Consider the following 26,336-nt stretch of genomic DNA (forward strand, 5'->3'; position numbering starts at 1 on the left):
GGTACGGTCTTCGTCGTGATTGACGTGCCGGCGATGTCGTGGCTGCAAGTGATCGTCTTGTCGATTGTCCAGGGACTCACCGAGTTTCTTCCGGTCTCTTCCTCCGGGCACCTCGCGATCACCTCACGGCTGTTCTTCCACAACGACGCGGGCGCCTCCTTCACCGCGGTCACCCAGCTCGGCACCGAACTGGCGGTGCTGATCTACTTTGCTCGCGACATCTGGCGGATCGTCAAAGCCTGGCTCAACGGGCTGTTCGTCGCGGCGCACCGCAATGCCGACTACCGGCTCGGTTGGTTCGTCATCATCGGCAGCATTCCCATCGGGTTCTTCGGGCTGCTGTTCAAGGACGAGATCCGCACCGGTGCACGCAATCTCTGGCTCGTGGCCTCGGCGCTCATCGTGTTCTCGGCGGTGATCGCCGCGGCAGAGTATTTCGGCAGACAGACCCGCCATGTGGAGCAGCTCACCTGGCGGGACAGCGTCGTGGTCGGCCTGGCGCAGTGCCTTGCGCTGGTGCCGGGGGTGTCGCGCTCCGGTGCCACGATCAGCGCCGGCTTGTTCCTGGGGTTGGACCGCGAACTGGCGGCCCGGTTCGGTTTCCTGCTGGCGATCCCAGCGGTGTTCGCCTCGGGGCTGTTCTCACTGCCCGACGCGTTCCATCCGGTCGGGGAGGGCATGAGTGCGAGCGGTCCGCAGCTCTTGGTGGCGACGGTGATCGCGTTCGTCGTCGGATTCGCCGCGATTGCCTGGTTCCTGCAATTCCTGGTGTCCCACAGCATGTACTGGTTCGTCGGCTACCGCGTGGTGGCCGGTGTGACAGTGCTGGCGCTGCTCGGCACCGGAGTACTGACCGCGTACTGACCGAGGGAGCCGATATGACTGTCATCCTGCTGCGGCACGCTCGCTCGATGTCGAACACCGCCCACACGCTGGCAGGCCGCTCGGAGGGAGTCGACCTCGACGAGCGTGGCATCGAGCAGGCCGCGGCTGTGATCGGCCGGATAGGCGACCTGCCGGTGCGTGCGATCGTGCGGTCGCCGCTGCTGCGCTGCGAACGGACCGTGGAGCCGCTGGCCGCTGCTCTCGGGGTACAACCGATCGTCGACGACCGGTTGACCGAGGTCGACTACGGTGCCTGGACCGGCCGCAAGATCGGTGAGCTGGTGAAGGAACCGCTGTGGGGTGTGGTGCAGCAGCAGCCCAGCGCGGCGGTGTTCCCCGACGGGGAAGCGTTGGCGCAGGTCCAGGCCCGCGCCGTGGCTGCGGTGCGGGAGCGGGATCGGGCACTGGCCGAGGAGCGCGGCGGCGACGCATTGTGGGTCGCGTGTTCCCACGGCGACGTAATCAAAGCGGTGCTCGCCGACGCGCTCGGTGTGCACCTGGACGGCTTTCAGCGGATCACTGTCGACCCGGCGTCGATGAGTGTGATCCAGTACACCGACGTGCGCCCGTTTGTCGTGCACGTCAACCACACCGGTCCACAGCTCAGCGCCGGCCTGGCCGCCAAACCCGCCACCGACGCCGTGGTCGGCGGGTCCACCGACTGACCGTTAGTGCTGATACCGGTATTTTGGAAGGTGCCATGGCCCGCGCAATACATGTCTTCCGTACTCCCGACCGCTTCGTGGCCGGGACCGTCGGCCAACCCGGAAACCGGACTTTTTACCTGCAGGCGGTCCACGACAACCGGGTGATCTCGGTGATGCTGGAGAAGCAGCAAGTGGCGGTGTTGGCCGAACGTATCGGGGCGCTGTTGCTGGAGATCAACCGCCGGTTCGGCACGCCCGTCCCGCCGGACACCGGTGAGGTGGTCGATCTGCAGCCGCTCATCACTCCGGTGGACGCGGAGTTCCGGGTCGGCACCATGGGCCTGGGCTGGGACTCGGAAGCGCAGACGGTGGTGGTGGAGTTACTGGCCGTCTCGGATGCCGAGTTCGATGCGTCGGTGGTGCTCGACGACGCGGAGGAAGGCCCCGATGCGGTGCGGGTGTTCCTGACGCCCGAGTCGGCCCGGGAGTTCGCGACACGCTCGAACCGGGTCATCTCGGCGGGGCGGCCGCCCTGCCCGCTGTGCGACGAGCCGCTGGATCCCGAGGGGCATATCTGTGTGCGCACCAACGGCTACCGGCGCGGTGCGATCGCCGGAGCCGAAGATGACGCGGACAGCTGACGGCGGGCCCGACGACAGTGAGGTGTTGGTCGACGGCGAGCTCACGGTAGTCGGTCGGATCCGTTCGGCGAGCAATGCCACCTTCCTGTGCGAGGCGCACCTGCGGGGCCACCAGGTGCACTGCGTGTACAAGCCGGTGCGCGGCGAGGCCCCGCTGTGGGATTTTCCTGACGGTACGCTGGCGGGCCGCGAGGTCAGTGCTTACCTGGTATCGACCGCCCTGGGCTGGAACATTGTGCCCTACACCATTATTCGGGAGGGGCCTGCTGGCCCGGGAATGGTGCAGCGCTGGGTCGGTCAGCCGGATGACGACGACGCCGGGCAAACGGCTTCCGGCCCTGATCTGGTGGATCTGCTGCCGGCGGGGCACATTCCGCCGGGTTTCCTGCCGATTCTGCAGGCCTACGACTACGCCGGGGACGAAGTGACGTTGGTGCACGCCGACGACCCGCGGCTGTACCGCATGGCGGTGTTCGACGTGCTGATCAACAACGCCGACCGCAAGGGTGGCCACATCCTGACCGGGGTCGACGGACAGGTCTACGGCGTCGACCACGGCGTCAGCCTGCACGTCGAGGACAAGCTGCGCACCGTGCTGTGGGGCTGGGCGGGTAAGCCCGTGGACGATGACACCCTGGTGGCCGTGGCGACGCTACGCGAGCGGTTGGCCGACGATCTGGCCGCGCAGTTGCACGACCACATCACCCACCGGGAGGTTGCCGCCTTGCGGGCCAGAGTCGTTGGGCTACTGGATGATCCGGTGCTTCCGACCGCGGATCGGCGACGGCCCATCCCGTGGCCGCCGTTCTGAGCGGATCGCCAGCGGTGCTCATCGCGAGCGAGGCCACGGCTATGCCGACCCCGATCCGGCACCGGTTTTCCCGCCACCCGATACTGACTGAATGCACTCGACCGATGCCGACCTGGCCGCCGCGGTGGCCCAGGAGGCGGGTGAGTTGTTGCTGGCCGTCCGTGAAGAGGTCGGTTTCTACGATCCTTACCACCTCGGCGATGAGGGCGATCGACGCTCCAATGAACTGATCCTGGCCCGGCTCGCCGAAGCCCGCCCGCACGATTCGGTGCTCAGCGAAGAGGCTGTCGATGACCTGTCCCGAGTTGACGCCGACCGCGTCTGGATCGTCGACCCTGTCGACGGCACGCATGAGTATTCCCTGCCGGGGCGCGAGGATTGGGCTGTGCACATCGCACTGTGGCAGCGCAACCGCGCCGGCGGGCCCGGACTGACCGACGCGGTAGTGGCGCTGCCGGCGCGGGGCGAGGTGTACCGCAGCGACACCGTGGAGCCGCCGCCGGCGCGCCGTGACGGCCCGATCCTCGTCACCGCCAGCTCCAACCGCCCGCCACCCGTGCTGTGGCGGATGCGCGACCGGCTCGACTTCGAACTGGTCCGGATCGGATCGGCCGGGGCCAAGGCGATGGCCGTGGTCCGCGGCGACGTCGACGCCTACATCCATGCCGGCGGGCAGTGGGAATGGGATTCGGCCGCCCCGGCCGGTGTGGTGCTGGCCGCGGGTCTGCACGCTTCCCGACTGGACGGGTCGCGGCTGGTGTACAACCGGGCCGACCCCTACCTGCCGGATTTTGTGATGTGCCGTCAGGACCTGGCCCCGATCCTGCTCGCCGCGGTCGGCGCCGCCTGATGGGCTCGACGGGAATGGATCGGCTTTCGTCGTTGTCGGTGTTCGGTGAACCGAGTCTGTCTTCGGTGATCCGACCGACCGGGAGAGGCCCGTGCTGACCGAGCACCCTAAAGTCGAAGCCATGCAGTCGTGGCCCGCGCCGAACATTCCCACCCTGCCGGGGCAGGGTCCCCAGCTGCGCCTGTATGACAGCGCCGACCGGCAGATCCGCCCGGTCGGCGCGGGGCCGACAGCCACCATGTACGTGTGCGGCATCACGCCTTACGACGCGACACACCTCGGCCACGCGGCGACCTACCTGGCGTTCGACCTGGTGTACCGGCTGTGGCTGGACGCCGGGCACACCGTGCATTATGTGCAGAACATCACCGACGTCGACGATCCGCTGTTCGAACGGGCCGAGCGCGACGGCCTGGACTGGCGCGACCTCGGGAACCGCGAGATCCAACTGTTCCGCGACGACATGACCGCGCTGCGAGTGCTGCCCCCACACGATTACGTGGCGGCCACCGATGCGATCGCCGAGGTGGTCGAGGTGGTCGAGAAGATGCTGGCCTCCGGCGCGGCATACGTTGTCGACGATCCGCAGTATCCCGACGTGTACTACCGGGCCGACGCCAACGTGCAGTTCGGGTACGAGTCCGGGTACGACCGCGAGACCATGCTCCGGCTGTTCGGCGAGCGTGGCGGCGATCCCGACCGCACGGGCAAGGCTGACAAGCTCGATGCGCTGTTGTGGCGCGCGCACCGGCCCGGGGAACCGAGCTGGCCGTCTCCGTTCGGGCCGGGTCGGCCCGGCTGGCACGTGGAATGTTCGGCAATCGCGTTGAGCCGCATCGGGACCGGGCTGGACATCCAGGGTGGCGGGAGCGACCTGATCTTCCCGCATCACGAGTTCTCTGCCGCGCATGCCGAATCCGTAACGGGGGAGCGCAGATTCGCGCGGCACTATGTGCATGCCGGAATGATCGGCTGGGATGGGCACAAGATGAGCAAGAGCCGGGGCAACCTGGTGCTGGTATCCCGGTTGCTCACCGACGGCGCCGATCCGGGCGCAATCCGGCTCGGCCTGCTAGCCGGGCACTACCGTTCCGACCGGTCCTGGAGCCGGCAGGTACTCGATGAGGCCAACGCCCGATTGGAACGTTGGCGCGTGGCGACCACAATGCCCGCAGGACCGGACGCCACTGACGTGATCGCACGAGTCCGGCAGTATCTCGCCGACGATCTGGATACTCCGAAAGCGCTTGCTGCGCTTGATGGTTGGGCCACCGATGCGATCTCCTACGGCGGGCACGACACCGCAGCACCGCGGGCGGTCGCCACCGCTGTCGACGCACTGCTCGGTGTGGACCTGTAATTCGCTCAGCGGCCGCGCCGCCGGAGGTAGCGCTCGAACTCCGCCGCCAACGCGTCACCGTCGATCTTGCCCAGCGCCTCGTTCATGTCGACCTCGGCATCACCGCGCTGTTCCAGTGACTGGACGTACTCGGCGATCTCCTCGTCCTCTGCGGTCATCTCGGTGACGGCCTGCTCCCACTCCTCGGCCGCCGCGGGCAGATCGGCCAGTGGTACTTCGATGTCCAGCACGTCCTCGACACGGCGCAACAAGGCCACGGTGGCCTTCGGGTTGGGCGGCTGGGACACATAGTGCGGCACGGCCGCCCAGAACGTCACGGCCGGGATGCCTGCTTGCACGCACGCGTCCTGGAACACCCCGGCGATACCGGTCGGCCCTTCGTAGCGGGTTTCCTCCAGCCCGAAGAACTTGGCCGACTCCGAGGAGTACGCGGCACCCGACACCGGGACCGGCCGGGTGTGGGGCGTATCGGCGAGCAATGCCCCGAGGATCACCACGGTTTGCACGTTGAGCTTGTCGGCGATGGCCAGCAACTCGGCGCAGAAGGTCCGCCACCGCATGTTGGGCTCGACGCCGTGCATCAGCACCACGTCGCGCTCACTGCCCGGCGGACGGCAGTGCGAGATCCGCATCGACGGCCACACCAGCTCTCGCGTCACGCCGTCGACCTGCCGGATCACCGGTCGGTTGACCTGGTAGTCGTAGTAGGCCTCGTCGTCGATCTCGACGATCGGTTCGGCTTCCCAGATGGCATCGAGGTGGTCCAGCGCATCGCTGGCCGCGTCACCGGCGTCGTTCCATCCTTCGAACGCCGCCACGACGATGGCGTTCTGCAATTCGGGCAGGTCGGACGGCCTGCCTCCGCTCGGATAGGACAGTGTCACACTGTCAGCGTAAGCCCTGCGTGGGGGCGATGAGCGCCCCGGCGTCGCGGGTCATTTCGCGTCGATGACCCGCCTGCGCGAACAAGCAGTTTTCATAGACCGACTACCCTGTCGATGTGAACGCTGCTGACCGGCCCGCCTACGACACCGATCGGCTCGACACCTTGTCGCGGCGCGCGGTGGGCGGTGGCGCGTATCGCGAAGTGGGTCAGGTCGATCGTGGCGACGAGTTGGGTGTCCACGCGTCTGTCGGATGACGACGTAGACTCTTCTGGTCGAGAGGCGTTGCAACGGTTCCGGGTTTCTGCCCGTTTCCGCCACGCTCGGCAGAGTCAAGGACGCCTTCCGTTGCGGAAGGAGAGTATGTGAACGCCTTGAACATCGCTGAGTCGACGATCTCTGAGTCGAGTGTCTTCGAGCCGAACATCCGCCCCGACTGCACCGACGAACTGACGGCTACTCTCGGCCAGCGGATCATGGTGATCGACGGCGCGATGGGCACTGCGATCCAACGGGACCGGCCGGACGAGGCCGGTTACCGCGGCGAGCGGTTCAAGGACTGGCCGAGCCCTGTTCAGGGCAACAACGATCTGCTCAACCTGACGCAGCCACAGATCATCGAGGGGATCCACCGCGAATACCTCGAGGCGGGTGCGGACATCCTGGAGACAAACACGTTCAACGCGAACGCGGTTTCGCTCTCCGACTACGGCATGGAAGAGCTGAGCTACGAGCTGAACTACGCCGGTGCGGCCCTGGCCCGCAAAGCCTGCGACGAGTTCAGCACGCAGGACTTGCCCCGCTACGTCGCGGGGGCGCTCGGACCGACGACGCGCACCGCGTCGATCTCGCCGGACGTCAACGACCCCGGGGCCCGCAACGTTTCCTACGACCAGCTGGTCGCTGCCTACCTTGAAGCCGCCAAGGGCCTGGTCGACGGTGGCGCCGACATCCTCATCGTCGAGACGATCTTCGACACGCTGAACGCCAAGGCCGCGGTGTTCGCCATCGAGACACTGTTCGAGGATCGCGGACGCCGGTGGCCGGTGATCATCTCGGGCACCATCACCGATGCTTCTGGGCGGACGTTGTCCGGTCAGGTCACCGAAGCATTCTGGAATTCGATCCGGCACGCGCACCCGATCGCGGTGGGCCTCAACTGCGCCCTGGGTGCGCCGGAGATGCGGCCCTATATCGCCGAGGTGGCACGCATCGCGGACACCTTCGTCTCCTGCTATCCGAACGCCGGCCTGCCCAACGCCTTCGGCGAGTACGACGAGTCCCCGACGCGTCAGGCGGGTTATGTCGCCGATTTCGCCGAGGCCGGTCTGGTCAACCTGGTCGGTGGTTGCTGCGGAACGACGCCGGCGCACATCGCCGAGATCGCCAAGGTCGTCGATGGGGTGCCGCCGCGCAAGGTTCCGGAGATCCCGGTCGCCACGCGGCTCTCGGGCCTGGAACCGCTCAACATCACCGAGGACTCCCTGTTCGTGAACATCGGTGAGCGCACCAACATCACCGGTTCGGCCCGGTTCCGCAACCTGATCAAGGCCGAGGACTACGACACCGCCCTGTCGGTGGCCCTGCAGCAGGTCGAGGTCGGTGCACAGGTCATCGACATCAACATGGACGAGGGCATGATCGACGGCGTCGCCGCGATGGACCGGTTCACCAAGCTGATCGCGGCCGAGCCGGACATCAGCCGCGTCCCGGTGATGATCGACTCCTCCAAATGGGAGGTCATCGAGGCGGGCCTGAAGAACGTGCAGGGCAAGCCGATCGTCAACTCGATCTCCATGAAGGAGGGCGAGGAGAAGTTCATCCGCGAGGCACAGCTGTGCCGCAAGTTCGGTGCCGCCGTCGTCGTGATGGCCTTCGACGAGCAGGGGCAGGCCGACAACCTGGAGCGTCGCAAGGAGATCTGCGGCCGCGCCTACCGGATCCTGACCGAGGAGGTCGGCTTCCCGGCCGAGGACATCATCTTCGACCCGAACTGCTTCGCGCTGGCCACCGGTATCGAGGAGCACGCGACGTACGGGATCGACTTCATCGAGGCCTGCGCCTGGATCAAGGAGAATCTGCCCGGGGTGCATATCTCCGGCGGCATCTCGAACGTGTCGTTCTCGTTCCGGGGCAACAACCCGGTCCGCGAGGCGATCCACGCGGTGTTCCTGTTCCACGCGATCAAGGCCGGCCTGGACATGGGCATCGTCAACGCCGGTGCGCTGGTGCCCTACGACTCGATCGACCCCGAGTTGCGGGACCGGATCGAGGACGTGGTCCTGAACCGCCGAGAGGATGCGGCCGAGCGGCTCCTCGAGATCGCGGAACGGTTCAACAAGTCTGAGAAGACCGACGACTCGGCTGTCCAAGAGTGGCGCAGCCTGCCTGTCCGCGAGCGGATCACGCACGCCCTGGTCAAGGGCATCGACGCCCACGTCGACAACGACACCGAGGAACTTCGAGCCGAGATCGCCGCGGCAGGAGGGCGGCCGATCGAGGTGATCGAGGGCCCGCTGATGGACGGTATGAACGTCGTGGGCGACCTGTTCGGCTCGGGCAAGATGTTTCTGCCCCAGGTCGTGAAGTCGGCTCGGGTGATGAAGAAGGCCGTGGCCTATCTGCTGCCGTACATCGAGGCCGAGAAGCAGCCAGGTGACACCGACAACACCAACGGAACGATCGTCATGGCGACCGTGAAGGGCGACGTCCACGACATCGGGAAGAACATCGTCGGGGTGGTTCTGCAGTGCAACAACTACACCGTGATCGACCTCGGTGTGATGGTGCCCGCTCAGAAGATTCTGGACGCGGCGAAGGAGCACAACGCCGACATCATCGGACTGTCCGGCTTGATCACTCCGTCTCTGGACGAGATGGCCAACTTCGCCGTCGAGATGGAACGCGAGGGGCTGCAGATCCCGCTGCTGATCGGTGGTGCGACCACATCACGCGCTCACACCGCCGTGAAGATATCGCCGCGTCGTAGCGGTCCGGTGGTCTGGGTCAAGGATGCTTCCCGCTCGGTGCCGGTGGCTGCCGCACTGCTCGACGACAAGCAGCGTCCAGCCCTGCTCGAGGCCACCGAGAAAGACTATGCAGCGCTGCGTGAACGGCACGCCCAGAAGCACGAGCGGCCGATGCTGACGCTCCAGCTGGCCCGCGCCAACCGCACGCCGATCGAATGGGACGGCTACACGCCGCCGGTTCCCGTACAGGGTCTCGGCGTGCGGGATTTTCATGACTACGACCTCGCCGAGCTGCGCGAGTACATCGACTGGCAGCCGTTCTTCAATGCCTGGGAGATGAAGGGCCGCTTCCCCGACATCCTCAACAACCCGGCGACGGGCGAGACAGCCCGCAAACTGTACGACGACGCCCAGGAGATGCTCGACACCCTGATCAAGGAGAAGTGGCTGCGTGCCAACGGCGTGATCGGGTTCTTCCCGGCGAACGCCGTCGGCGACGACGTCGAGGTGTATACCGACGAGACCCGTTCCGAGGTGCTTGCCACGCTGCACAACCTGCGTCAGCAGGGCGAGCACCGCGGCGGTATCCCGAACCGGTCGTTGGGTGACTACATCGCGCCCAAGGACTCCGGTCTGGCCGACTACGTCGGCGCTTTTGCCGTCACCGCCGGGCTCGGCAGCCAGGACAAGATCATGGAATTCAAAGCAGCGCTCGACGACTACAGCGCGATTCTTTTGGAGTCGCTCGCCGACCGGCTGGCAGAGGCTTTCGCCGAACGGATGCACGAGCGGGTCCGCAAGGAGTTCTGGGGATATCAGCCTGATGAGCAGCTGGATAACGACGCACTCATTGGCGAGAAGTACGTGGGAATCCGCCCTGCCCCCGGTTACCCGGCCTGCCCCGAGCACACTGAGAAGGCCACGCTCTGGAAGTTGATGGACGTCCACGAGCGGGCCGGCATCGAGCTGACCGAGTCGATGGCGATGTGGCCGGGCGCCGCCGTCAGCGGCTGGTATTTCTCGCACCCGCAGTCGCAGTACTTCGTGGTCGGCAGGTTGGCCCAGGACCAGGTCGCCGACTACGCGAAACGCAAGGGCTGGACGCTGGCCGAGGCTGAGCGCTGGCTTTCCTCCAATCTCGGCTACAACCCGGAGGACTGAGGCCTACCCTGGTCGAGCAGCCACGCATGGGTGACCGTGCGGCGTGCCTTCAGTCACACGATTTCGCCCTGCCCAAGGCGCGATGGGACAATGGCACCATGGATGCGGTGCTGTGGGACATGGACGGCACTCTCGTCGATTCCGAAAAACTCTGGGACATCTCGATGCACGCGCTCTATGCACGCATGGGTGGGGTGCTCAGCGCGGAGGTACGTGAGTCGACCGTCGGCGGCTCGTCAGAGTTGGTGATGCGGATCGTCTACGACGATCTGGGGCTGGACCCCGATCCCGCGGCGATGGCTGAATCGGCCGACTGGCTGCACGGCTACACCGGTGATCTGTTCGAGCAGGGGCTGCCGTGGCGGCCCGGAGCCCGGGATCTGTTGGAGCGGTTGACGGCTGCGGGCATTCCGCTGGCACTGGTCACCAACACCCACCGGCAGCTTGCCGAGCGGGCGTTGAAAAGCATTGGTCGGCACTATTTTTCGGTGACTGTCTGCGGTGACGAAGTGCCTAACGGCAAGCCGTTCCCGGATCCGTATCTACGTGCTGCCGCCTTGCTCGGGTTCGACACCGCGCAGTGCCTGGCGGTGGAGGATTCGGTGACCGGTACGGCTTCGGCGGAGGCAGCCGGCTGCCCGGTGCTGGTGGTGCCCAATGATGTCGAGGTGCCCCGGGGGCCGCGGCGCAGGCAGGTCGAGTCACTCAGCGCGCTCGGTGTCGAGGATTTGCGGGCGATTCACGCCGAACTGGACCGCGAGCCCGCTCAACGCAGCGCTTGAGTTAATTACCGGAACGGATATCACCCTATCCGCAGGTTAACTGTGCGATTGTGAGGTGGCACAGATCACGCAACGCTGCGAGAGGACGTGTCATGACGCACGGACCGGTAGGTGATTCCACGTCGGGCGTGGACTACGAGGAATCCGAACACAGCGGCAAGGTGGTGCGCATCGCCTCGGTGGCCGCACTGGGCGGCCTGCTGTTCGGCTACGACAGTGCCGTGATCAACGGTGCCGTCGCCGCACTGCGGGACGAGTTCGGCATCGGCGATTACACTCTGGGCGTTGCGGTCGCCTCAGCACTGCTGGGTGCCGCGGCGGGCGCGATGACGGCAGGACGCCTGGCCGACCGCATCGGCCGCCTCTCGGTCATGAAACTGGCCGCCGTACTGTTCTTCGTCAGCGCGATCGGAACCGCTCTGGCGCCCAACATTTGGCTGGTGGTCATCTTCCGCGTCATCGGCGGCGTCGGCGTCGGCGTGGCGTCGGTGATTGCACCGGCCTACATCGCCGAGACGTCACCGCCGCGCATCCGGGGCCGGCTGGGCTCGCTGCAACAGCTGGCGATCGTCAGCGGCATTTTCATATCGCTGGCCGTGGATGCGCTTCTGGCGCATCTGGCCGGAGGGTCGCGCGAGGAACTGTGGCTCGGGCTGGCCGCGTGGCGCTGGATGTTCCTGGCGATGACGTTGCCCGCCGTTCTGTACGGAGTGCTCGCGTTCACCATCCCAGAGTCGCCGCGCTATCTCGTTGCGAAATACCGCATTCCGGAAGCCCGCAAGGTGCTCGCCATGCTGCTCGGCGAGAAGAACCTCGAAATCACCATCAGACGGATCCAGGATTCGCTGAAGTCCGACAAGCCGCCGTCATGGCGGGATCTGCGCAAACCGACCGGCGGTATCTACGGCATCGTCTGGGTAGGGCTCGGGCTGTCGATCTTCCAGCAATTCGTCGGTATCAACGTCATCTTCTACTACTCCAACGTGCTGTGGGAGGCCGTCGGGTTCGGCGAGAGCGAGGCGTTCGTCATCACCGTGATCACGTCGATCACCAACATCGTCACCACGCTCATCGCGATTGCGCTCATCGATCGGATCGGCCGCAGACCGCTGCTGTTGATGGGATCGGCCGGTATGGCGGTGACGTTGGGCACCATGGCAGTTATCTTCGGCACCGCAAGTCAGGTCGACGGCAAGCCCGTGCTGGGTGATGTCGCCGGACCGGTGGCGTTGGTCGCCGCCAACCTGTTCGTGGTGGCATTCGGCATGTCGTGGGGTCCGGTCGTCTGGGTGCTGCTCGGCGAGATGTTCCCGAACCGTATCCGCGCTGCGGCGCTGGGGTTGGCCGCAGCCGGGCAGTGGGTGGCGAACTGGGTGATTACCGTGACGTTCCCGACGCTGAGCAGCATGCTCGGTGTTGCCTATGGCTTCTATGCCTTGTGTGCGGTGCTGTCGTTCCTGTTCGTGTCGCGATGGGTGCAGGAGACCAAGGGCAAACATCTCGAAGACATGCAGAGCGAGATCCCGCACCATGAGCAGAACCGCGCGGTGAATTCTTAAGCGAAGTGGCGTGGTTTCGGCACACCGGCGCATGATCGGTTCGGTGGCGTAGGCCCGCGACAGCGTGAATCGTGGCCTGGTGCGGTGCAATAGGCAGGCCATGAAACAATCCATGCCCGTGAAGACTTTCGACGGCCTGTTCGCTGAACTCAGCGAGAAAGCGCGGACCCGGCCGGCCGGCAGTGGCACCGTCGCGGCGTTGGACACCGGGGTGCACGGACTCGGCAAGAAGATCCTGGAGGAAGCCGGCGAAGTGTGGCTGGCCGCCGAGCACGAGAGCGACGAGGCGCTGGCCGAGGAGGTCAGCCAGTTGCTGTACTGGACACAGGTGATGATGCTCGCCCGCGGCCTGACCCTCGACGACGTCTACCGGAAGCTGTGAGCATGCTGCGGGTTGCTGTACCCAACAAGGGTGCCCTGAGCGAATCGGCCGCCGAGATCCTCGCCGAGGCGGGTTACCGTCGGCGGCGCGATCCCAAGGATCTGACGGTCGTCGATCCGAACAACAACGTGGAGTTCTTCTTCCTGCGGCCGAAGGACATCGCCGTCTATGTCGGGTCCGGTGAGCTCGATCTCGGTATTACCGGGCGTGACCTGGCCGCGGATTCGGACGCACCGGTGCGTGAGCGTTTGTCGCTGGGCTTCGGCAACTCGACCTTCCGCTACGCGGCCCCGGCCGGCCGGGAATGGACCACGGCAGACTTGGCGGGCAAGCGGATTGCCACGTCGTTCCCGAACCTGGTGCGCAAAGACTTGGAGACACGGGGGACCGAGGCCACCGTAATCCGGCTCGACGGAGCGGTGGAGATCTCCATCCAGCTCGGCGTCGCCGATGTCATCGCCGACGTTGTCGGATCGGGCCGCACCCTCGGCCTGCACGGCCTGGTCGCCTTCGGTGCGCCGCTGTGTGAATCGGAGGCGGTACTGATCGAACGCGTCGGCGCCGCGCAGGGGAACGCGGCCGCACGCGACCAGCTGACAGCCCGAGTGCAGGGCGTGGTGTTCGGCCAGCAGTACCTGATGCTCGACTATGACTGCCCCCGTGCGGCTTTGGACGATGCCATGGCGGTCACTCCGGGACTGGAATCGCCGACGATCGCGCCGCTGGCCGATCCGGACTGGGCGGCGGTGCGGGCCCTGGTTCCGCGTCGCGATGTCAACAGCATCATGGACGAGCTGGCGGCCATCGGGGCCAAAGCGATCCTGGCTTCGGACATCAGGTTCTGCCGCTTCTGATCGCCGGATGCCGCGGCGCTGTGCGTGTTAGCGTCCGGCATGAGCCATTTCCTCGTTCTGTTGCTGGCGCTGCTCATCGGGGTGGTGGCCGGGCTGCGAGCGTTGACCCCTCCCGCCGTGGTGGCGTGGGCGGCCGCGCTGCACTGGATCAATCTGGACGGCACCTGGGTGCAGTGGCTGGCACACCCGATCACCGTCACCGTTCTCACCATTCTTGCTGTGGTGGAACTGATTACCGACCAGCTGCCGAAGACCCCGAGCCGTAAGACCGCGGTTCAGTTCGTCGCCCGATTGGCCACCGGGGCGTTCGCGGGCGCCGTGATCGGTACCGCATGGGGTTACACGTTCGGCGGGCTCGGGTCCGGAATGATCGGCGCCGTGCTGGGCACCTTGGGCGGTTACGAGGCCCGCACCCGTCTGGTCGCCGTCACCGGAGGGCGCGACCTGCCGGTGGCCTTGGTGGAGGACGCCGTTGCCGTGCTGGGTGGGTTCGCCATCGCAGCGCTGACCGCGGTGGTGTAGCCCATGGGCGAGCCAGAGCAGTTCGATGCCATCATCGTTGGTGCCGGACAGGCCGGCCCCTCGCTGGCCGGGCGATTGACCGCGGCAGGCAATACCGTTGCCGTGGTCGAACGCAAACTGGTGGGCGGTACCTGCGTGAACACCGGCTGTATTCCCACCAAGACGTTGGTGGCCAGCGCCTACGCCGCTCATGTCGCCCGTCGCGGTGTTGAATACGGTGTCCACACAGGCGAAGTCACCGTGGACATGGCCAAGGTCAAGGCCCGCAAGGATGGCATCATGCTGGCCGACCGGCACGGCGTGGAGACCTGGCTTCAGGATATGGACGGGGCGTCGCTCATCCGGGGCCATGCCCGGTTCGTCGATCAGCACACCATGGACGTCGACGGCCGGTTGCTGACCGCGGACCGGATCTTCCTCAACGTGGGCGGTCGCGCGGTGGCGCCCGACTTTCCCGGCCTGGCCGATATCGACTATCTGACCAACGTCGGGATCCTCGAACTGGATTCGCTGCCCGAGCATCTCGTCATCATCGGTGGCAGCTACATTGCACTCGAGTTCGCCCAGATGTACCGGCGCTTCGGGGCCAGGGTCACGGTCATCGAGCGGGGCCCACGGCTGACCTCACGGGAGGACGAGGACATCTCGGCTGCGATCAAGGAGATCCTCGAAGCCGAGGGTATCGACATCGTGCTCAATGCCACCGACATCCGGTTTAGCAAGCAGGACAATGGCTTCGAGGTTGTCCCGGCCGGCGGTGCCGAACCGATCGCGGGAACCCACCTGCTGGTGGCGGTCGGCCGGGTACCCAATACCGACGATCTCGACCTGCAGAACGCGGGTGTGCAGACCGACAAGCGCGGTTACATCGTGGTGGACGACCAGCTGCGCACCAGTGCCGAGCACATCTGGGCGATGGGGGACTGCAACGGCAAGGGCGCCTTCACGCACACCTCGTACAACGACTACGAAATCGTGGCGGCCAACCTGCTCGACAACGATCCGCGCCGGGTCAGCGAACGCGTTCCCACCTATGCGTTGTTCATCGATCCACCGCTGGGCAGGGCCGGGCTGACTGTCGACCAGGTCCGGGCCTCAGGCCGAGGAGCCTTGGTGGCCAAGCGCCCGATGACCCGCGTGGGTCGCGCGGTGGAGAAGGGCGAGTCACAGGGATTCATGAAAGTGGTGGTCGACGCGGAGACCGAGGAGATCCTCGGTGCGGCCACCCTCGGCGTCGGCGGCGACGAGGTCATCCACTGCATCGTCGACGTGATGACCGCCAAACTGCCCTACACCGCCATATCCCGCACCATGCACATCCACCCCACGGTCAGCGAGCTGGTGCCGACGCTGCTGCAGGACCTGCGGCCGCTGGACTGAGACTGCGGCCGATGTTCAGCTGGCGGGTCACCAGCGCTACACGGGCGCCGAGGTGCCGGCAGGTGGCGATGTCGGCGGGGTGCACCTCGGCGGGTCCGGCATCCACATCGGTGGCGGCGCCGGCCCCGAGCCAGAAGCCCAGTCGGTTGAGATCGTGCTCGCTGCCCGCTGCGGAGTTCCAGCCCGGCGCCAAACCGAGGTTCACCCAATGCATGTGGTGTTGGGCGGCGAAGATCGCCAACGAGCTCAGCGCGGCGAGCTTGTCACCGCTCTTGGCGCCTGAGTTGGTGAATCCACCGGCCACCTTGTCGCGCCAGGTGCCGTTCATGCACCGCCGGCCCGTCTTCTCGGCGAACGCCTGGAAGCCGGCCGACACGTTGCCCATGTAGGTGGCGCTTCCGAAGATCATCGCGTCGATGCCGTCGAGGAGCTCCCACTGGGCCTCGGTGATGGTGTCGACCGGCACGATGCTGACGTCGGCACCGGCCGCGGCCGCGCCGGCCGCCACTGCGTCGGCCAGAGTCGCCGTGTGTCCGAACCCGGAGTGATACACGATCGCCACGGTGGGTGCTGAGATATTGGATCCGTTGTGAGACATGGCTATTCGCCTTCCCATTTCTGTCCTAGAAGGGCTGCGACTTCTTGGTACCGCTGTCCCCAGTCGGGGAGCGGGGAGCCTGCGAGATGGGCTTCGAGCCGGTCGAGGAACGCATGCGTGCCGGGATGGAATCCCTGCCCGTCGCGGATGGTGAGCCCGCGGTGGCTGAACCGCAGCAGGGTACCGTCGCCGTCGGGCGTGAGTTCGTAGCGCACCACGCCGGTGCCCTTGAGGATCGGCTGATTCCACTCGTGCTCGAAGACCCGTGGCGGATCCCACACCCGGATCCGCCCGGTCATCTTCATCTGATCGGGCTGCAGAGGCGGCCCGGTGGGCACCATCTCGATGGTCCCGCCCTCGCGGGCGTCGATCACGGTCTCGCCCATCCACTGGTTGCGCTGCTCGGGGTCGGTGATCGCCGACCACACCGTATCCACCGAATAGGGCAGGCGACGTTCGAAGGTGAGGGCCGCCCGATCGCCGTCGATCGTGAGTTTCCCTTCACGCGCGGTCATTTGGTCTCCTTGTGGGTCGATTCGAGGTGACGTTCCAGGGCGTCGAGATGGCTGGTCCAGTAGCGGCGGTAGCGGTTGATCCATGCGTCGATCTGCACCAGGCCGTCGGCCCGCAGTGCGTAGATGCGACGTTGGGCATCGGGCCGTACCTCGACGAGGCCGACCTCGCGAAGAACCTTCAGATGCCGCGACACGGTCGGCTGGGTCAGCCCGGGCAAAGTGGCGACGAGTTCACCGGCGGTGCGCTCACCGTCGGTAAGCGCGTCGAGCAGTGCCCGTCTACTCGGTTCGGCGACAGCCTCGAAGACATCCATACCTAGAGTATTGCATTGCATCTATATAGATACAAGAGAATATAAAGAACGGATCTGACGCAGCGCCGCAGCACCAGCAGGGCGTTTCAGCGGACCCAAACCGCTGCGGTACCGTCCCCCGCCACGACATACTCAGATGCGCGCACGCACAACCGTTTGGCCGGGTCAAGATCGGCCGTAGTCGCCGTGCCCGGGAGGAATTCGTGACGTGCTGACACAACTTGCCGACTCCGGTCGTGGCTTCGACGGACACGAGGACGTGCAGGAGACCACCTTCGCGCTGGATGCCTTCTCCCGGTTCGTGTGCAACACGATCGACGAGGTAGCCGATGCGCAACGGCAGGGCGATTTCGAGTTCGACGTGATCGTGATCGGGTCCGGGATGTATGGCGCGTTCACCGCAGCCAAGATCTACGAGCGTGCACGACGCCGTCCGCTGGAACGCAGGCCCAGAGTGCTGGTGCTCGAGGCAGGCCCGTTCCTGATCTCGGAGCACTTCCAGAATCTGACCCGGGTCGGACCGTTCTTCGAGCTCGTCAACAGGCCTGCCGTTGACGAGAACCAGTCGTTTCTGAGTCAGATCAACTACGCGGGAGGGCCGCTTCAAGGGATCGTCCCCCACCACCGATGCGTCGGAGGCAAGTCCCTCTTCTGGGGCGGCTGGGCGCCGCCGCTGATGAACGACGACCAGCAGGACGACCTGGCGCAATGGCCTCGGGAGGTCCGGGACTTCCTACTCTCGCCCGAGGGCTACGACGAAGTCGCGCGGCAGATCGGAACCGACATCACCACCGACTACATTCACGGGCCGCTGATGGACCATCTGCTGTCGGTGACGCAGCGTATCGTCGGCGACGGGGTGGTTCCGCACCTGACGGGGGTAGTCGAGGCGCCGATCGCGGTCCACGCCGAGGGATTCGAATCGGGGCTGCTGTCCATGGGCAAATTCAGTAGCCTCCCGCTGCTGCTCGACTCGATCCGCGAAGACGCGGAGAGCTCGGGCGGGTCCAACGCCAACCGCTTCCTATTCCTGGTCCCCAACACAGAAGTTGTGCGCATCGACACCGCGGAAGGCTGTGCGACGACGCTCGTGTTGGCCGTTCGCGAACCGTCGAGAGATGTGAATAACCCCGGTATGGTTCGGCGCATCGTACGGTTCGGCCTCTCCGGAGGCGCGATGGTGTGCCTTGCCGGCAACGCCATCAACTCGACACGTCTTGCGCTGAACTCCTTCCCGAAGCCCCGCGAGCTAGGGCCGGATCTGACGGGCAAGAACTTGATGGTTCACGTCCGCGGGAACTATTCGTGGCGGGTCCGCAAGAGCGCCCTGCAGTTGCCGTCGACCTCGGTCCTTGGCACAAGCGCGCTGCATGTCGGGGGTCGATTGCCAATCGGTCCACCTGTTAATCGATTGGGCCGCTTCCATTTTCAGTTATATGCCGTGCGCAGCAACAACGACAGCCGAAACTACGAGGAGTTTCTGTACCGCCTGATTCCCAACGTCGAGGACCTCAACGAGGTCGAGCAGGCGATCTCCAGCACGGATATGGATGACTGGATCGTCGTCGGCATCAGAACCTGCGGTGAGACGTTCGGCGACCAGAATGCCGATTTCAGTCAGCGGGATTCGAGTTTCATCTCGGTGAACCCGCACGGTGGCGCGGGTGACGATGTCTATTACGACGAATGCGGCGACGAGATTCGCGTCCCAAAGGTTTTCGTGACAATTATCGAACGAGAAACGGATGCGGCCGTGCGGGCGGCTCAGACGGAGGCCGCGTTCGCGTTTGCCGCCGCGTTGGTGAACAAGCCTGCTGCGGCGGCACGGTCCACAACCGACAACGACTTACAGTTCATCGGCGGCCACGAGGACGGAGTAGGGACGACCTACCACGAGAGCGGCACGCTGTGGCTTGGCGAACATCCCGACAGTTCGGTGACGGACGTGCACGGACACTTACACCATGTGAGCAACGTATTCTGCGTCGACCAGGCGATCTTTCCAACCGTCGGCTCTGCGAACCCCGTTCCTACCGGACTCGCATTCGGCAATTTGGTTGCAACGCATATCCTTTCGAGATTCACGTCGGCTCCGACCGCGCCGCTCGAAGACGGCTTTGTGTCGATCTTCGACGGAACCCTCGATCAATGGGATCACTTCGGCGAGGGCACCATTCAGGCTCTGCCGGGTCTGGGCATCGTTGAATGCGGCACTGTCGGAGCGGAAAGCAGGCTGGGGTTCGTCCGCACGCGCGAAACCTTCCGCAATTTCGTCCTTCGGCTGGACTGGAAGGCTTTCGACATCAGAGCCAATGGCGGAATATTCCTGCGGATGCCGGAAGTCGCCGACGGAAACCTGAGCCAGGTCTACGCCAACAGCATCGAGATTCAGATCGACGAGACGGGCAAAGACTTCGACGCCACCCGCGAGCCCCGGGTGGTCTACGGCAGCAGCCTGCACAAGACGGGCGCGGTATACGGAATCGCACCCGCGACGCGTTGGGCGTCGAAGGCCGTCAGCCCGAGGTTCTCGGAAGGATATTGGAACGCCTTCGAGATTGCGGTCAACGAAGACCGCATCAACGTGTGGTTGAACGGTGAGCAAGTGGTGCGGCAGGCGCATTTGCCTGCCCACCTCGTTGGTGCAGGCGCCATCGGCCTTCAGTGCCATACCGACGTTGTTCAGTTCCGCAACATCCGTATTCGCGAGATCTAACCGACGCGACGGTGCTTGTGTCGTGTCCACGGGGGAACCCTCGGGCACGAAGCCGACGATAGTGGCAGCCGATCACGCGGCCGGCTCCGTCGGAGTCGGCAAGGGCTGGGGCCAGCCCGGGTATGGGGGCGGCGTGCCACCGAATGCGGGGCACAGTGCCTGATGTGCACACCACGAGCAGAGCCGTGACGGGTTGGGCCGGAAATCTCCTGTGGCACCTGCGGTTTGGATGGCACGCCAGATCGCCATCAGGGTCCGCTCGAAGCGGAGCAGCTCGTCGGCGTCGGGAGAATAGTCGAGTACCTGGCCGTCGGCGAGGTACACCAGCCGTAGCCGAGCCGGCATCACGTTGCGTGACCGCAGCAACGCGACTGCATAGAACTTCATCTGGAACATCGCCTTGAACTCGGCCATGGTCCGTGTCTCCGGCGGCGCCTTACCGGTCTTGTAGTCCACCACGCGTAGCTCACCGGTCGGCGCGATGTCGACACGGTCGACGAATCCGCGCAGCAGCGTGCCGTCGGTCAGCTCGACCTCGACGCGCAGCTCGCAGCTGTCCGGGTCGAAGTGGGTCGGATCCTCCAGCCGGTAGTAACCCGACAGCAGCCTCCGGGCCTCCTCGAACAGGGCCGGGGATGCCATGTCGGCCAGTTCCGGCTCAGCGGCCACCACCTGTGTCCATGCCGGTTCGACGAGCGCGAGCGCGGTGTCCTGCACCCGCTCGGCCGCGGGTAGTCCGTAGAGCTGCTCCAAGGCCGCGTGGACGAGCGATCCGCGCAGTTGGGCGGGTGAATGGGGCTCCGGTAGCCGGTCGATGGCCCGGAAGCGGTACAGCAGCGGACAACGCTTGAAATCGCCCGCCCGTGATGGTGAGAGTGCCGGCCTGCGCGCCGGTGCGGCAAGCGTTGTTGCCACCGTCACCTCACTCATATCGGCAGCCTATGACCGGGCACCGACAATGTTGCGGCAACCCGCGCACTCGGCGCGGCGGCCGTGCTGGCAGGCTGAGTGACCGTGCCAAGGACCGGACCGTTCGCCGTGGGTGACCGTGTGCAGCTCACCGATGCCAAGGGAAGGCACTACACGATGGTGCTGACACCGGGCGGTGAATTCCACACCCACCGCGGGATCATCGCGCTCGACGCGGTGATCGGCCTGCCGGAGGGCAGTGTCGTCAAATCCACAAACGGCGACCAGTTTCTGGTGCTGCGCCCGCTCCTGGTCGACTATGTGATGTCGATGCCACGCGGTGCTCAGGTGATCTACCCGAAGGACGCCGCCCAGATCGTGCACGAGGGCGACATCTTCCCGGGTGCACGGGTGTTGGAGGCGGGTGCCGGTTCGGGCGCGCTGACGTGTTCTCTGCTGCGGGCCGTCGGGCCTGAAGGCACGGTGATCTCCTACGAGATCCGCGACGACCATGCCGTGCATGCCGAACGCAACGTCATCACGTTCTTCGGCGAGCGGCCAGGAAACTGGGACCTGGTCATCGCCGATCTCTCGGACTACAGCGGGCCGGAGGTGGACCGCGTGGTGCTGGACATGCTGGCTCCGTGGGAAGTGCTGCCCACCGTTTCGCAGGCGCTGGTGGCCGGGGGTGTCCTGATGATCTACGTCGCGACCGTCACCCAGCTCTCCCGCGTCGTAGAGGCGTTGCGCGAGCAGCAATGCTGGACCGAACCGCGCGCGTGGGAGAGCATGCAGCGGGGCTGGCATGTGGTGGGCCTGGCGGTGCGTCCGCAACACACCATGCGCGGGCATACGGCGTTTCTGGTCAGTGTGCGCAAATTGGCGCCGGGCGCGGTGGCGCCGATGCCGCTGCGGCGCAAGCGTCAGCTCGGCGGCAGCGTCTAACCGGAAGTCTGACGGTCAGTCGTCGCTGTTGCTCACACCGCGGCGGACGGACAGCAGCTCCACTTCCGGACGGGCCGCGACGAGCCGCTCTGCGGCGTCGAGCACCTCGACCACGTGTGCGCGGTCCCCGGCGACCACCGCGATGCCGATCCCGGCGCGGCGGTGCAGCTCGTGGGCACCGGTCTCGGCGGCCGACACCGCGAACCTGCGCCGCAACTCGGCGACGATGGGTCGGATCACCGACCGCTTCTGCTTGAGCGAATGGACGTCACCGAGCAGCAGATCGAATTCCAGCCAGCCGATCCACATACGGGATTCAAGGGGTCGGGGCCGGCACCGGACTGGCGCTGCGGCCCAGGTCCAGCAGCATGTCGGCGGTGCGCCTGGTCAGCAGCCAGTCGGTGCCGTGCGGGGTGAACTCCATCGGGAAACTGAATTGCTTGCCGGGGTCTTTGGACGACGGTGCGGTGACCGTGATGGTGGCGACCACGTTGCCCGGTTCGGATTGTGACCAGGCGAGATCCTTGGCCTCGAAGTTCAACGGGGTGAAGCCGTCATCGGCCAGGGCCTGGCCGAACTTGTCCAGTGCGGCTGCGTCGTCGGCCGTCGAATGCTCTACGAGGCCAACCTTGTTGGCGCCGGGGACGTTGACGTCCGCCAGCCGGTACAGCACCCCGGTGAGGGCGTCCGGCGCCGGCAGGGGCGCAGCGGGCGGGGGAGCCGGGGTGGTCAGTGAGGTGATCACCGGGATGGTCGGCGTGGCCGTCGGTCGTGCGTCGTGACCGCACCCAGACAGCCCAAGTGCCGCCACACACGTGGCGGCACTCAGGACCGCGATGCGGGTGCCCGCACGCGAGGAGGACCAACGGGTTCGGAACAACTAACCGCTAGTTGACCGACGTCAGTAGGTTCAGGGCCGATGCCCTGGAGATTTGCCAGCCGGTGGGGCTCGGCCCGGCGATGAACTGGATGTTCTGGGTGGCCGTTCCCCCAAGGTTCGACGTCGCGGTGACGTCGGCGGTGGCAACGCCGCCTTCGTTGTCAATGTTGGCAACGCTGAACGTCAGCGGGAACTTACCTTCGGCAGCGGCCCGGTTGTAAGCGCGGTCGGCGGCGATGCTCTCGACCCGGCCGATGCCGCCCTGGATGTAGGGGGCCTTGCCGCTGAAGGAACCACCGGTGGCCAGCGCCTGCAGGGTCTGGGTCAGTGCACTCTGTAGCTCAGGAGCCGGGGCCTGCGGCAGCGGTGCATCGAATACGACCGGCTGTACGGCCGGCGCGGACGAGAGAGTGCTGGATGCAATGGAAGTCACACCTGCCGCGGCGCCACCCACGACAGCGGCTGCTCCTGCAACTGCGACAAAGCCGGTAACGAGGGTTTTCAGGGTCACGACATTCCTTTCGATCGGACCAACTCCGAGATAGAGGCTAACAGTGGTGATGGTGTGTCGAGTTCCTAGACCACACACAAAGGCTGAATCGCCGGTAGCGTTGAAGTTGTTACTGCACCAACTTCCGGTGCGGGAGGGAGCGCAAGATGAGCGAGGCAGAGCGTTCGGACGGTTACACCGAGGGTTTCCCGGGTAGTTACTCGGGGCCCCGGTCCAGCGAAGAAACCGCCGAGCTGGAGTCGTTGCGCCGGGAGGCCGCAGTGCTGCGCGAGCAACTGGAAAACGCGGTAGGCCCCCAGAGCGGTTTGCGCAGTGCCCGTGACGTGCATCAGCTCGAGGCACGGATCGATTCGTTGGCCGCACGCAACGCCAAGTTGATGGACACCCTCAAAGAAGCTCGTCAGCAGCTACTTGCACTGCGCGAGGAGGTCGACCGACTCGGCCAACCGCCGAGCGGGTACGGCGTGCTGCTGTCCACTCATGACGACGACACCGCCGACGTGTTCACCTCCGGTCGCAAGATGCGGTTGACCTGCTCACCCAACATCGACACGGCCAAGCTCAAGCAAGGTCAGACGGTTCGGCTCAACGAGGCCCTGACGGTCGTCGAGGCCGGCAGCTTCGAAGCAGTCGGCGAGATCAGCATGCTGCGCGAGATCCTGGCCGACGGACACCGCGCCCTGGTGGTCGGTCACGCCGACGAGGAGCGCATCGTGTGGCTCGCCGAGCCGCTGGTGGCCGCCAGCGAGCTGCCTGAAGATTCGGGTGTATTGCTCGACGACGGCCGGCCGCGCAAGTTGCGTCCTGGCGACTCGCTGCTGGTCGACACGAAGGCCGGCTATGCGTTCGAACGCATCCCCAAGGCCGAGGTCGAGGATCTGGTGCTGGAAGAGGTGCCTGATGTCAGCTACCTCGACATCGGTGGTCTGAGTAGGCAGATCGAGCAGATCCGTGATGCCGTCGAGCTGCCGTTCCTGCACAAGGAGCTCTACAAGGAGTACGCGCTGCGTCCGCCGAAGGGCGTGCTGCTCTACGGTCCGCCCGGCTGCGGTAAGACGCTGATCGCCAAAGCCGTTGCCAACTCGCTGGCCAAGAAGATGGCGGAGGTGCGCGGCGACGACGCCCGCGAGGCGAAGAGCTATTTCCTCAACATCAAGGGCCCCGAGCTGCTGAACAAGTTCGTCGGTGAGACCGAACGGCATATCCGGTTGATCTTCCAGCGGGCCCGCGAGAAGGCTTCCGAAGGCACCCCGGTGATCGTGTTCTTCGACGAGATGGACTCGATCTTCCGCACCCGCGGTACCGGCGTCAGCTCGGATGTCGAGACAACCGTTGTGCCCCAGCTGCTTTCGGAGATCGACGGTGTCGAGGGTCTGGAGAATGTCATCGTGATCGGCGCCTCCAACCGTGAGGACATGATCGACCCGGCGATCCTGCGGCCAGGCCGCCTGGACGTGAAGATCAAGATCGAGCGCCCGGACGCCGAGTCGGCGCAGGACATCTTCAGCAAGTACCTCACCGAGGACCTGCCGGTTCACGCCGACGATCTGACCGAGTTCGGTGGCGATCGCGCCGCCTGCGTCAAGGCCATGATCGAGAAGGTCGTCGACCGGATGTACGCCGAGATCGACGACAACCGGTTCCTGGAGGTCACCTACGCCAACGGTGACAAAGAAGTCATGTACTTCAAGGACTTCAACTCCGGTGCGATGATCCAGAACGTGGTGGATCGGGCGAAGAAGAACGCGATCAAGGCGGTGCTGGAGACCGGTCAACCCGGTCTGCGTATCCAGCATCTGCTCGACTCGATCGTGGACGAATTCGCCGAGAACGAGGACCTGCCCAACACCACCAATCCCGATGACTGGGCCCGGATCTCGGGCAAGAAGGGCGAGCGGATCGTGTACATCCGCACGCTGGTCACCGGGAAGAGTTCGTCGGCCAGCAGGGCCATCGACACCGAATCCAACCTGGGTCAGTACCTGTAGTCCGGGTCATCGGGCACCCTGCCGGTCCAGCTAGGCGTCGCGGCCGGCCAGGCTCACCGCGCCGCCGTCGCGGTTCGGTAGCGGTCGCGGGCGGTCAGGGTCACCCGCAGATCCTCGATGAGCGGATCCAGAAACTGTGCCCGGTACTCTTTGTCGCCGACGGCGCGCGCGGACAGGTACATGAAGGTCAGCGCGGTCAGAAACAGGGTGATCTGGATGAGCGCCTGCGGAACCGGCAGCGTCATACCGAGGATCTGCCCGTCGCCGGGGCTGCCATTGGTCAAGGCGCCCAACAGTTCCGGGCTTATCAGGATCAGGCCGAACACGAAGAACAACAGCCCGGTTGCCACGGCCACCGTCAACACCTGAACCACCTGCGACAGCGCGAGCACGAACATCACGTTGAGCCGTTCGGCCCGCGAGAGTTCGACCCGGCGCGGCCGATCCGGCATGTTCTCGAAGGGCGTGCCGACGAGTTCTTCGGTGTCCTCGGCACGTTTGGCGTCCGGTTGCAGGATCGGCAGGACGCGGCTGCGCGTGCTCGACACCAGAAATGATGTGGCGATACCCAGCAGGAACAGCAGCGCCAGCCACAGCCGGGCCCGGCTCACGGTCGAGGCCATGGTCCAGACCGGGCCGTTGAAGAACACCAGGACGGTCAGCAGCATCACCGGCAGGGCACGCACCAGCAGTGCGCCGATCGACGCCAAATTCTCGAGCGTCATCCGGGTTGCCCAGCCCAGGATCGCGCCGATTCCCGTTGCCGTGCACAGGAATATGATTGCGACGATCATGATGTCGAGGATCGCGTCGACGTAGATCAGCGCGCTCGGCCCACCGAACACCGCGCTGAGGGCCGCCACTGTTAGTGCGCCCGCTGAGATCGCGCCGCGCGCCCGCCGATCGGTCAGCCGCGACACCAACCAGCCCACCGCCGCGGCGACCGGAATGACCAGCACCACCATCGCCAGGATGAACCATTCGGTGCGGGTGGGTGTTCCGTCGATGTCGATAGTGTGCTTGCCGGTCGCCGCGACGATCAGGATGGAGTTGGCCGCCAGCACCGCCAACGCCGCCAACGCGGGAGCCGATCGCGACCAGATCCGCTGCAGCAACACACCTGGGCGTAGCACGAAGGGCAGGCCGTGCCGCAGGAACCAGCGTTCGGCGGCCAGACGGTCCGAACTCATTGCGCCCTCGAGGCGACGTAGTGGCGGTACCTGTTGCGCGCCACCAGGGGTAGCCGCCGGTCGTCGTCCTCGACCGTGGTCGC

26 protein-coding genes are annotated in these 26,336 nt (G+C 65.6%); 17 read left to right on the forward strand and 9 right to left on the reverse strand.

Features of this window, described 5'->3' with window-relative positions; genetic code table 11:
* The first annotated feature begins 33 nt into the window (after nt 1-33).
* From B133_RS0104795 to mshC, 6 genes are all read left to right on the forward strand, one after another.
* Entirely contained in the window at nt 34-864 is an 831-nt protein-coding gene (locus B133_RS0104795; protein ID WP_026255972.1) for an undecaprenyl-diphosphate phosphatase, read from the forward strand.
* Nucleotides 865-878: 14 nt separating this feature from the next.
* Nucleotides 879-1,550, forward strand: coding sequence for a histidine phosphatase family protein (locus B133_RS0104800; protein ID WP_018599584.1), 672 nt, complete (start codon nt 879-881; stop codon nt 1,548-1,550).
* A gap of 35 nt (nt 1,551-1,585) precedes the next feature.
* Nucleotides 1,586-2,173, forward strand: a complete 588-nt coding sequence (locus tag B133_RS0104805; RefSeq protein WP_018599585.1) for a DUF3090 domain-containing protein — start codon at nt 1,586-1,588, stop codon at nt 2,171-2,173.
* The gene (locus tag B133_RS0104810) at nt 2,157-2,984 is read left to right on the forward strand and encodes an SCO1664 family protein (RefSeq protein WP_018599586.1); all 828 of its coding nucleotides are present in this window, start codon (nt 2,157-2,159) and stop codon (nt 2,982-2,984) included. The genes B133_RS0104805 and B133_RS0104810 overlap by 17 nt, the downstream gene beginning before the upstream one ends.
* A gap of 91 nt (nt 2,985-3,075) precedes the next feature.
* On the forward strand, nt 3,076-3,834 hold the full coding sequence (locus tag B133_RS0104815) for a 3'(2'),5'-bisphosphate nucleotidase CysQ (protein WP_018599587.1): 759 nt from the start codon (nt 3,076-3,078) through the stop codon (nt 3,832-3,834).
* 121 nt (nt 3,835-3,955) lie between these two features.
* A complete protein-coding gene (gene mshC, locus B133_RS0104820) occupies nt 3,956-5,194 on the forward strand; it encodes a cysteine--1-D-myo-inosityl 2-amino-2-deoxy-alpha-D-glucopyranoside ligase (protein WP_026255973.1) in 1,239 nt (412 codons plus the stop codon).
* 5 nt (nt 5,195-5,199) lie between these two features.
* Here the strand turns inward: mshC and B133_RS0104825 are convergent, their stop codons facing one another.
* A complete protein-coding gene (locus B133_RS0104825) occupies nt 5,200-6,078 on the reverse strand; it encodes a PAC2 family protein (protein WP_018599589.1) in 879 nt (292 codons plus the stop codon).
* Between the two features lie 116 nt (nt 6,079-6,194).
* Here B133_RS0104825 and B133_RS24275 point away from each other — a divergent pair, with 116 nt between their 5' ends.
* The 8 genes from B133_RS24275 to B133_RS0104865 all read left to right on the forward strand — a co-directional run bounded on the left by B133_RS24275 (nt 6,195) and on the right by B133_RS0104865 (nt 15,687).
* On the forward strand, nt 6,195-6,335 hold the full coding sequence (locus B133_RS24275; protein ID WP_018599590.1) for a hypothetical protein: 141 nt from the start codon (nt 6,195-6,197) through the stop codon (nt 6,333-6,335).
* 117 nt (nt 6,336-6,452) lie between these two features.
* Entirely contained in the window at nt 6,453-10,208 is a 3,756-nt protein-coding gene (gene metH / locus B133_RS0104835; RefSeq protein ID WP_026255974.1) for a methionine synthase, read from the forward strand.
* Nucleotides 10,209-10,306: 98 nt separating this feature from the next.
* A complete protein-coding gene (locus B133_RS0104840; protein ID WP_026255975.1) occupies nt 10,307-10,990 on the forward strand; it encodes an HAD family phosphatase in 684 nt (227 codons plus the stop codon).
* Between the two features lie 92 nt (nt 10,991-11,082).
* Entirely contained in the window at nt 11,083-12,549 is a 1,467-nt protein-coding gene (locus tag B133_RS0104845) for a sugar porter family MFS transporter (RefSeq protein ID WP_018599593.1), read from the forward strand.
* 100 nt (nt 12,550-12,649) lie between these two features.
* Nucleotides 12,650-12,931: a phosphoribosyl-ATP diphosphatase gene (locus B133_RS0104850; RefSeq protein WP_018599594.1), complete on the forward strand. Its 282-nt coding sequence runs from the start codon at nt 12,650-12,652 to the stop codon at nt 12,929-12,931.
* Nucleotides 12,932-12,933: 2 nt separating this feature from the next.
* Complete coding sequence (gene hisG / locus B133_RS0104855; protein WP_026255976.1) at nt 12,934-13,785, forward strand: ATP phosphoribosyltransferase; 852 nt, start codon at nt 12,934-12,936, stop codon at nt 13,783-13,785.
* A 39-nt stretch (nt 13,786-13,824) separates the two neighbouring features.
* The gene (locus B133_RS0104860; RefSeq protein ID WP_018599596.1) at nt 13,825-14,307 is read left to right on the forward strand and encodes a DUF4126 family protein; all 483 of its coding nucleotides are present in this window, start codon (nt 13,825-13,827) and stop codon (nt 14,305-14,307) included.
* A gap of 3 nt (nt 14,308-14,310) precedes the next feature.
* The gene (locus tag B133_RS0104865; protein WP_018599597.1) at nt 14,311-15,687 is read left to right on the forward strand and encodes an FAD-containing oxidoreductase; all 1,377 of its coding nucleotides are present in this window, start codon (nt 14,311-14,313) and stop codon (nt 15,685-15,687) included.
* Here the strand turns inward: B133_RS0104865 and B133_RS0104870 are convergent.
* The 3 genes from B133_RS0104870 to B133_RS0104880 are packed head-to-tail and all read right to left on the reverse strand — an operon-like array spanning nt 15,638 to nt 17,114.
* Complete coding sequence (locus B133_RS0104870) at nt 15,638-16,285, reverse strand: flavodoxin family protein (protein ID WP_018599598.1); 648 nt, start codon at nt 16,283-16,285, stop codon at nt 15,638-15,640. The genes B133_RS0104865 and B133_RS0104870 overlap by 50 nt on opposite strands.
* A gap of 2 nt (nt 16,286-16,287) precedes the next feature.
* Complete coding sequence (locus tag B133_RS0104875; RefSeq protein ID WP_018599599.1) at nt 16,288-16,800, reverse strand: SRPBCC family protein; 513 nt, start codon at nt 16,798-16,800, stop codon at nt 16,288-16,290.
* A complete protein-coding gene (locus B133_RS0104880; protein WP_018599600.1) occupies nt 16,797-17,114 on the reverse strand; it encodes a helix-turn-helix transcriptional regulator in 318 nt (105 codons plus the stop codon). Before B133_RS0104880 ends, B133_RS0104875 begins: the two co-directional genes overlap by 4 nt.
* A 208-nt stretch (nt 17,115-17,322) precedes the next feature.
* Between B133_RS0104880 and B133_RS0104885 the strand changes: the two genes are divergently transcribed.
* The gene (locus B133_RS0104885) at nt 17,323-19,830 is read left to right on the forward strand and encodes a family 16 glycoside hydrolase (RefSeq protein WP_018599601.1); all 2,508 of its coding nucleotides are present in this window, start codon (nt 17,323-17,325) and stop codon (nt 19,828-19,830) included.
* Between the two features lie 72 nt (nt 19,831-19,902).
* Here B133_RS0104885 and B133_RS0104890 read toward each other — a convergent pair whose 3' ends face one another.
* Nucleotides 19,903-20,760, reverse strand: a complete 858-nt coding sequence (locus tag B133_RS0104890) for a RecB family exonuclease (RefSeq protein WP_018599602.1) — start codon at nt 20,758-20,760, stop codon at nt 19,903-19,905.
* 84 nt (nt 20,761-20,844) lie between these two features.
* On the opposite strand from B133_RS0104890, the gene B133_RS0104895 reads away from it, so the two are divergent.
* Nucleotides 20,845-21,684, forward strand: coding sequence for a tRNA (adenine-N1)-methyltransferase (locus B133_RS0104895; protein WP_026255977.1), 840 nt, complete (start codon nt 20,845-20,847; stop codon nt 21,682-21,684).
* A gap of 15 nt (nt 21,685-21,699) precedes the next feature.
* Here the strand turns inward: B133_RS0104895 and B133_RS0104900 are convergent, their stop codons facing one another.
* The 3 genes from B133_RS0104900 to B133_RS0104910 all read right to left on the reverse strand — a co-directional run bounded on the left by B133_RS0104900 (nt 21,700) and on the right by B133_RS0104910 (nt 23,075).
* Complete coding sequence (locus tag B133_RS0104900) at nt 21,700-21,993, reverse strand: DUF503 domain-containing protein (RefSeq protein ID WP_018599604.1); 294 nt, start codon at nt 21,991-21,993, stop codon at nt 21,700-21,702.
* 7 nt (nt 21,994-22,000) lie between these two features.
* Complete coding sequence (locus tag B133_RS0104905; protein ID WP_232423259.1) at nt 22,001-22,495, reverse strand: hypothetical protein; 495 nt, start codon at nt 22,493-22,495, stop codon at nt 22,001-22,003.
* 76 nt (nt 22,496-22,571) lie between these two features.
* The gene (locus B133_RS0104910) at nt 22,572-23,075 is read right to left on the reverse strand and encodes a hypothetical protein (protein ID WP_026255979.1); all 504 of its coding nucleotides are present in this window, start codon (nt 23,073-23,075) and stop codon (nt 22,572-22,574) included.
* A 146-nt stretch (nt 23,076-23,221) separates the two neighbouring features.
* On the opposite strand from B133_RS0104910, the gene arc reads away from it, so the two are divergent.
* A complete protein-coding gene (gene arc, locus B133_RS0104915) occupies nt 23,222-25,063 on the forward strand; it encodes a proteasome ATPase (RefSeq protein WP_018599607.1) in 1,842 nt (613 codons plus the stop codon).
* Between the two features lie 53 nt (nt 25,064-25,116).
* On the opposite strand, the gene B133_RS0104920 is transcribed toward arc, so the two are convergent.
* Nucleotides 25,117-26,253 (reverse strand): hypothetical protein, encoded by a 1,137-nt coding sequence (locus tag B133_RS0104920; protein ID WP_018599608.1) that lies wholly within the window; start codon nt 26,251-26,253, stop codon nt 25,117-25,119.
* Nucleotides 26,254-26,336 lie beyond the last annotated feature (83 nt).

Source organism: Mycobacterium sp. 155, assembly GCF_000373905.1.
Lineage (GTDB): Bacteria > Actinomycetota > Actinomycetes > Mycobacteriales > Mycobacteriaceae > Mycobacterium.